Source organism: Oerskovia enterophila, assembly GCF_001692445.1.
GTDB lineage: Bacteria > Actinomycetota > Actinomycetes > Actinomycetales > Cellulomonadaceae > Oerskovia > Oerskovia enterophila.
Map to the genome: position 1 here is coordinate 107909 of NZ_MAQA01000006.1, position 6998 is coordinate 114906.

6 protein-coding genes are annotated in these 6998 nt (G+C 74.2%); 2 read left to right on the forward strand and 4 right to left on the reverse strand.

The annotated features are described in order from the left end of the window. Nucleotides 1-27: 27 nt before the first annotated feature. Together OERS_RS04370 and OERS_RS04375 are read right to left on the reverse strand one after the other, a co-directional pair. A complete protein-coding gene (locus tag OERS_RS04370; protein WP_068624713.1) occupies nucleotides 28-1761 on the reverse strand; it encodes an ABC transporter ATP-binding protein in 1734 nt (577 codons plus the stop codon). Beyond that, entirely contained in the window at nucleotides 1758-3611 is a 1854-nt protein-coding gene (locus OERS_RS04375; protein WP_068624715.1) for an ABC transporter ATP-binding protein, read from the reverse strand. The genes OERS_RS04370 and OERS_RS04375 overlap by 4 nt, the downstream gene beginning before the upstream one ends. A 58-nt stretch (nucleotides 3612-3669) precedes the next feature. Here OERS_RS04375 and OERS_RS04380 point away from each other — a divergent pair, with 58 nt between their 5' ends. Both OERS_RS04380 and moeB read left to right on the forward strand, forming a co-directional pair. After that, nucleotides 3670-4107 carry a DUF3817 domain-containing protein gene (locus OERS_RS04380; protein ID WP_056653922.1) on the forward strand — a complete coding sequence of 146 codons (438 nt, stop codon included), beginning with the start codon at nucleotides 3670-3672 and terminating at the stop codon, nucleotides 4105-4107. Then, nucleotides 4104-5615: a molybdopterin-synthase adenylyltransferase MoeB gene (gene moeB, locus OERS_RS22375; RefSeq protein WP_083201214.1), complete on the forward strand. Its 1512-nt coding sequence runs from the start codon at nucleotides 4104-4106 to the stop codon at nucleotides 5613-5615. The genes OERS_RS04380 and moeB overlap by 4 nt, the downstream gene beginning before the upstream one ends. Before the next feature lie 86 nt (nucleotides 5616-5701). Here moeB and OERS_RS04390 read toward each other — a convergent pair whose 3' ends face one another. Together OERS_RS04390 and thiS are read right to left on the reverse strand one after the other, a co-directional pair. Then, the gene (locus OERS_RS04390; RefSeq protein ID WP_139107694.1) at nucleotides 5702-6538 is read right to left on the reverse strand and encodes a thiazole synthase; all 837 of its coding nucleotides are present in this window, start codon (nucleotides 6536-6538) and stop codon (nucleotides 5702-5704) included. A gap of 76 nt (nucleotides 6539-6614) precedes the next feature. Then, the coding region (thiS, locus tag OERS_RS22350; protein WP_322788278.1) for a sulfur carrier protein ThiS at nucleotides 6615-6998 on the reverse strand (384 nt) is incomplete at its 5' end.

A 6998-nucleotide genomic window follows, 5' to 3' on the forward strand; every position in this document is an offset into this window, starting at 1 on the left:
GGGAGGCGACTCAGCGCGCTCGCGCGGCTACTCCTGCTGCCAGGAGTGCCAGAGGCGCGCGTAGTCGCCCCCTGCGGCGACGAGCTCCTCGTGCGGCCCGATCTCGGTGATGCGGCCCCCGTCGACGACCGCGACCCGGTCGGCGTCGTGCGCGGTGTGCAGGCGGTGCGCGATCGCCACGACCGTACGCCCCTCGAGCACCGCGTTGAGCGAGCGCTCGAGGTGCCGGGCCGCCCGCGGGTCGAGCAGCGAGGTCGCCTCGTCGAGGATCAGCGTGTGCGGGTCGAGCAGCACGAGCCGGGCGAGCGCGACCTGCTGGGCCTGCGCCGGGGTCAGGACGTGGCCGCCCGAGCCGACCTCGGTCGCGAGGCCCTCGGGGAGGGACTCGACCCAGCCGCGGGCGTCGACCGCGGCCAGCGCGGCGAGCAGCTGCTCGTCGTCCGCTCCCTCGTCGGCCAGGCGGAGGTTGTCCGCGAGCGAGCCCACGAAAACGTGGTGCTCCTGGGTGACCAGGGCGACGTGGCGGCGCAGGTCGTCGAGCGGCAGGTCGACCAGGTCGACACCGCCCACCTGCACCGACCCACCCGTGGGTGGGTGGATGCCCGCGAGCATGCGCCCCAGGGTCGACTTGCCTGCGCCCGAGGGGCCGACCACGGCCAGGCGCTCACCGACGCGAAGGTCCAGGTCGATCCCGTGCAGCACGTTGTGCCCCGCGCGGTACGCGTACTCGACGTCTCGCGCCACGACGTGCTCGTCGGTGGGGACCCGGTCCCCGGCCTCGCGGTCGCTGTCGACGAGCTTGACGCCCACGATGCGGGCGAGCGAGGTCGCCGCGACCTGGATCTCGTCGAGCCAGAAGATGAGCTCCCACACGGGCCCCGCGAGCTGGAACGCGTACATCGCGATGGTGGTCACGGCACCGAGGGTCGCGTGCCCCGTGGAGATCATGTAGCCGCCCCACACGATGACCGCGACGGGCGCGAGGACGAACGTGAAGTCGACCGCGGGGAACAGCACGGTCCGCAGGTTCAGCGTGTACCTCTCGGCGGCGAAGGCCTCGCGCAGGTCCGCCTGGACCCGTGCCCGACGGCGTGCGCCCAGCCGCAGGGCGTCGACCGTCCGGGCGCCCTCGACCGACTCGGTGATGGTGCCGTTGAGTGCCGCGTACGCGGCCGACTCGCGCTGGTACCCGGGCGAGGCCCGGCGCAGGTACCAGCGGGAGACGACGACCATCAGCGGCACGCCGACGAACAGCGAGACCGCGACGAGCGGCGACGTGAGCAGGCTCGCGACGACCGTGAGCAGGATGGTCACGACCGCGACGATCAGGCGCGGGACGCCGAACCGGACGGCGTGCTGGATGCGGTTGACGTCGTTCGTGGTGCGCGCGACGAGGTCGCCCGTGCCCGCGCGCTCGACGGTCGACAGCGGCAGGGTCGTGACGGTCTCGAGGAAGTCCTCGCGGAGCTCGGCGAAGACGGCCTCACCGAAGATCATCGAGGCCTTCTGGGCGTAGCGGATCAGCACGGCCTGGACGATGACCGCGACCACGCCGATCGCGATGACCTGGTTCACGTAGGTGGCCGTGGTGCCCTGGGTGACCGCGTCGACGAGCCTGCCCAGGATCCACGGGCCCGCGAGCCCGGCGACCGCCGCGACGGTGTGCAGGACCGCGAGCCCGATCAGCGTCCCGCGGTGCTCGCGGACCAGGTAGGCGGTGTGCTTGCGGACGGTGGGGCCGTCGGCGATGGGCAGCTTCATGACACGCCCTTCGAGGCGTCGGAGAGCTCGGGGGAGCTCGAGGTCAGGTGGTCGGTCCCGTGCGCGTCCTCGCCGGGCGGCGTGGCCGCGGGCTCGTCCATCGAGCGCCCGACGACGGCGCGGTAGCGCGCGGCCTGCTCGCCCTGGTGCGCGCCGCGCGGGCGGTGCAGGAGCTCGCGGTGCGTCCCGTGGGTCACGACGCGGCCGTCCTCGACGAACAGGACGTCGTCCACGTGGTCGAGCACGAGCGGGCTCGCGGTCACGACGAGCGTGGTGCGACCGCGCCGGACCTCGGCGAGGCGCTCGGCGATGCGGGCCTCGGTGTGGGCGTCGACCGCGCTCGTGGGCTCGATGAGGATCAGGATCTCCGGGTCGGTGAGGATCGCGCGGGCCAGCGCCACGCGCTGACGCTGGCCGCCGGACAGGGACCGGCCCTTCTCCGGGGGGTCGCCCGCGAGGCCGTCCGGGACCGAGTCCAGGACGTCGTGCGCGTCGGCGATCATGATGGCGCGCATCAGCTCGGCCTCGAGGTTCCCCCCGCGCACGTCGAGCTCCTCGCCGAGCACGCCCGAGAACAGGTGCGGCGTGGCCTCGGCGACGACGATGCGTTCGCGCACCACGTCCTTGTCGAGGTCCGCGAGCCGGACCCCGCCCAGGTGCACGGGCGTGCCCGCCTCCGCGACGTCGTCGAACCGGCCCATGCGCGTGGCGATGCGCGCCGACTCGTCCGGGTCCACGCTCACGAGCGCGACGACCCGGCCGGGCGCGAGCTCGACGCCGCTCGCGTCGTCGACCAGCACCGAGCCCACGGGCGGCGTCGCGGCCGTGCCGGGCGTCGCGCCCGTCGCGGGGACGACCGAGAGGACCTTGATGAGCTTCTTCGCGGCGACGTGCGCGCGCGTCGTAGCCTGGAGCGTCTGCGTCGCGATCTGCAAGGGCCACGACAGGAACGCCGCGTAGCCGTAGAACGCCACGAGCTGCCCCGGGCTGATCTCCCCGCGCACCGCGGCGTGCGCGCCCAGGTACAGGACCAGGGCCACGAACAGCCCGGGCAGCAGGACCTGGAGCGCGTCGAGGTAGGACTGCGTCGTCGCGACGCGCACGCCCGTGCGGCGCACGTCCTGCGACTGGGTCCGGTACCGGTCCGTGAAGACCTTCTCGCCGCCGATGCCGCGCAGGATCCGCAGGCCCGAGACGGTGTCCGCGCCGAGCGTCGTGAGCCGGCCCGAGGCCTCGCGCTGGGCGGCCTGGCGCTGCTGGAGCGGCTTGACGAGGAACGCGAGGATGCCCGCGACGACCGGCAGGCCCAGGACGACGACGAGCCCCAGCTGGAACGAGGTGCTCAGCATGATGCCCGCGACGACCGCGTACGCCATGAGCGAGCCCGCGAACCGCGCCGCGATCGCGTAGACCTCGCCCACGCGCAGGGCGTCCGACGCGACGGCCGAGACGACCTCTCCCGTGGGGAGCTCGTCGGTGATGGTGTGCCCCGAACGGGCCACGGTGTCCCCGACGAGCTGCGACGTGGTGAAGGCCGAGCGCAGCCAGTTCTCGATGTCGAAGCGGTGCCCGACCGCGGCGGCAGCCACCTGGACCACGCCGATCCCGAGCATGACCGCGGCCCAGCCCAGCAGGACCGCGCCGAAGCCCTCGCTCAGCCCTTCGTCGAGGGCTCGGCCGAGCACGTAGGGCATGACGGCCTGGCACCCGAACGTGACCATGCCGAGCAGGACGGCGATCGTGAGGATGCCCCACTGGCGGCGGGCGAGCCACCAGAGGAGGGCGCCAGGGCCGGTGAGCGGAGGGGTGCCCGGGTCGGGGAGGGGGAGGGGTCGCACGGTCACTAACATTAGGTGTGGCCACCGACACCGAGCCACGGATTTTCGCACAGCGTAAGGAAACCTTCCCATGACCACGCCCGACCCCGCCGGCACGCAGCAGACCTCCGACGCCGTGGCGCAGGCCCCCACGCAGGAGGTCGTCGACACCGCGGTCCGCAAGGCCCGCGGCGCGCTCGCGCGCTACCGCGTGATGGCTCTCATCACCGGTGTGATGCTCCTGATCCTGTGCGTCGAGATGATCGTCAAGTACGGCGTGGGCGCGTTCGTCGACGTCGACGGCGTGATGCGCTTCGTCGGCTGGATCCCGTTCGCGCACGGCTGGATCTACGTGGTCTACCTCGTCACGGTCCTCGACCTGTGGTCCAAGATGCGCTGGAGCTGGGGCCGCCTGACCAGCATGGTGTTCGCCGGTGTCGTGCCGGTCATGTCCTTCGTCCTGGAGAAGAAGGTCCACCGCGAGGCCGAGGCCAAGCTCGACGCGCTCGTGGAGCAGTACGCACGATGACCTCGCTGCCGCCGCTGGTCGCGCCCTCGACCGAGCCGCTCAGCCCCGAGGAGCTCGCCCGGTACTCGCGGCACCTCGCGCTGCCGGGCATCGGGATCGAGGGCCAGCAGCGGCTGCGCGCCGCGCGCGTCCTGGTCGTGGGCGCGGGCGGGCTGGGCAGCCCCGCGCTGCTCTACCTCGCGGCGGCGGGGGTCGGCACGATCGGGATCGTCGACGACGACCGCGTCGAGGTCTCCAACCTCCAGCGCCAGGTGATCCACGGCGGCTCGGACGTGGGACGGCCCAAGGTCGCCTCGGCGCGGGACGCGATCGCCGAGGTCAACCCCCACGTGACCGTCCGCCTGCACGAGCAGCGCCTCGACGCGGGCAACGTCCTGGACGTCCTGGCCGGCTACGACCTGGTCCTCGACGGGACCGACAACTTCGCGACCCGCTACCTCGTGGGGGACGCCGCGGAGATCGCGGGCATCCCGTGCGTGTGGGGATCGATCTTCCGGTTCCAGGGCCAGGTGAGCGTCTTCTGGGCGACGCCCCCCGGGGGCGAGGGCGTGGTCTACCGCGACGTGTTCCCCGAGCCGCCGCCCCCCGGCACGGTCCCCGACTGCGCCACGGGCGGTGTGCTCGGCGCCATGTGCGGGACGATCGGCTCGGTCATGGCGACCGAGGCCGTCAAGCTCGTCACGGGCGCGGGCCGCACGCTCCTGGGACGCCTCGCGGTCTACGACTCGCTCGAGCTCACGTGGCGCCACCTCACGGTCCGCGCCGACCCGCAGCGCGAGCCGGTCACTGGCCTGCTGTCCGGGGACCAGGCCTACGAGGCGTTCTGCGGGCTGGCGCCGGTTCCCGTGGGCGCCGGCGCGGTGCGTCCTGCGGTCGCGGGGGGCCTCTTCGAGAGTCTCTCCGGCCCGACGGCGGAGGGTCGCCTCGCGGTCGACCTCGCCGGGGTCCCGGGGGAGTCGGGCGTGCGCGGGCTGCCCGGGGCGGGCACGGTCCTCGGTGCGCCGGTCCGCGGGCCGGGCGTGGCGCCGTCGGGCGTCCTTGCCGCGTCCGAGGACGTCGACCCACCAGCCGGTCCGGCGCCGCATAACGCGACCCGGGCACCTGGTGGGCCGACCGGTCGAGGGGGGACGACGTCGTCGGGCCCCGTGGGCGCTCCGGCCGGAGCCGGCCCGGCGCCGACGAGCCTGACCCCCCGCGAGCTCGCCGCCCGCCTCGCCGACCCCGACGACGACCTGCTGCTGCTCGACGTGCGCGAGGACTGGGAGACGCAGATCGTCGGGATCGACGGCGCCCGCGTCGTGCCGAGCGGGGTCTACGCCGGGCCGGACGCGCGGGCTGCGCTCGCGGACCTTCCCCGGGACCGGACGGTCGCGGTGCTGTGCAAGGTCGGGGGCCGGTCGGACCGGGTCGCGGGGCTCGCACGAGCGGTGGGCGTGGACGCGCGCAACGTCGAGGGCGGGGTCCTGGCGTGGGTGCGGGACGTCGAGCCGGGGCGCCCGACGTACTGATCGCTCCGCTGAGGTAGAGGCCTGCCGTCGAGGTAGAGGGCCAGAAGCCTCTACCTCGACGAGAAGCCTCTACCTCGGCGAACCGGTCACAGCGCCAGGTCGAGGTTCCCGCCGCCCAGCACCCCGGCCCCCGTGAGCCCGGCCGTGAGCCCGGCGCCGCCCGACCCGGTCCGGCCCACCATCCCGTCGACCGGTGAGCTCGCGAGCGCCTGCTCGCGTCGCGGGATGCGGCCCGCGAGCGCGGCGAGACGCCCGGCCTCGACCGCGAGCCGCATGGCCGTGGCCATCCGCACGGGGTCGGCAGCGCGGGTGACAGCGGTCGCCAGGAGAACCCCGTCGCACCCGAGCTCGAGGGCGTGCGCGGCCTCGGACGCGGTCCCGATCCCCGCGTCCAGGATCACGGGCACCCGGGCGGCCGACGCGATGGCTGCGATGTTGCGCGGGTTGAGGATGCCGAGCCCCGACCCGATGGGCGCACCGAGCGGCATGACGGCCGCGCACCCCACGTCCTCGAGGCGGCGCGCGAGGATGGGGTCGTCGTTGGTGTACGGCAGCACCGTGAAGCCGTCGCGGACCAGGGTCTCGGCGGCCTGGACGAGCCCGATCGGGTCGGGCAGGAGCGTCACGTCGTCGGCGATCACCTCGAGCTTGACCCAGTCCGTGCCGCAGGCCTCGCGCGCGAGGTGGGCCGTGAGGACTGCCTCCTTGGCCGAGAAGCAGCCCGCGGTGTTGGGCAGGGCGCGGATGCCGAGGCGGTCGAGCAGGCCCCAGATGCCGGTCTCGCCCGCACCCCTGTCGCCGCCTGCGCCACCCGACGGACGCACCCGCGCGACGCGGCGCATCGCGACGGTCGTGAGCGCGGTCCCGGACGCCACGAGGGCGTCCTCGAGCGTCAGCAGGTTGGCCGCGCCGCCCGTGCCCATGACCAGGCGGGAGCCGAGGGGGACGCCCGCGACGACCAGGGAGTCGTCGGGTGCGCGGTCCGTGTCCTGCCTGGTGTCAACCACCCTGCACCGCCGTGACGACCTCGACGCGGTCGCCGTCGCGCAGGGTCGTGGACGACCACGTGCTGCGGGGGAGCACGGCGTCGTCGATCGCGACCGCGACGCCGCGGGGGACGTCCCCGGTGTCCCCGACGAGCTCGGGCAGGAGCGCGGCGACCAGCGCTGCGACGGTCGTGGGGGCGGTGAGCGGGTAGGGCTCGCCGTTGACGAGGGCGCTCGCGGTCGAGCGCGGGTGCACGGTGGTGCCTGCGGGAGGGGCCGTCGGCCGCGCGCCGGTCGTCGTGGACGGGGGAGTCGGGTGGGTCATGTGGTCCTCCGGGAGGTGAGCGCCGAGGTAGGGGGGTGAGCCCCCTACCTCGCGGGGGCTCACCCCCCTACC

Excerpts from the sequence above, each read along its gene's own strand:
- OERS_RS04390 (WP_139107694.1), bottom strand. The coding sequence starts at position 6,538 with ATGGGCACGGGCGGCGCGGCCAACCTGCTGACGCTCGAGGACGCCCTC.
- OERS_RS04370 (WP_068624713.1), bottom strand. The coding sequence starts at position 1,761 with ATGAAGCTGCCCATCGCCGACGGCCCCACCGTCCGCAAGCACACCGCC.
- OERS_RS04375 (WP_068624715.1), bottom strand. The coding sequence starts at position 3,611 with ATGTTAGTGACCGTGCGACCCCTCCCCCTCCCCGACCCGGGCACCCCT.
- moeB (WP_083201214.1), top strand. The coding sequence starts at position 4,104 with ATGACCTCGCTGCCGCCGCTGGTCGCGCCCTCGACCGAGCCGCTCAGC.
- OERS_RS04380 (WP_056653922.1), top strand. The coding sequence starts at position 3,670 with ATGACCACGCCCGACCCCGCCGGCACGCAGCAGACCTCCGACGCCGTG.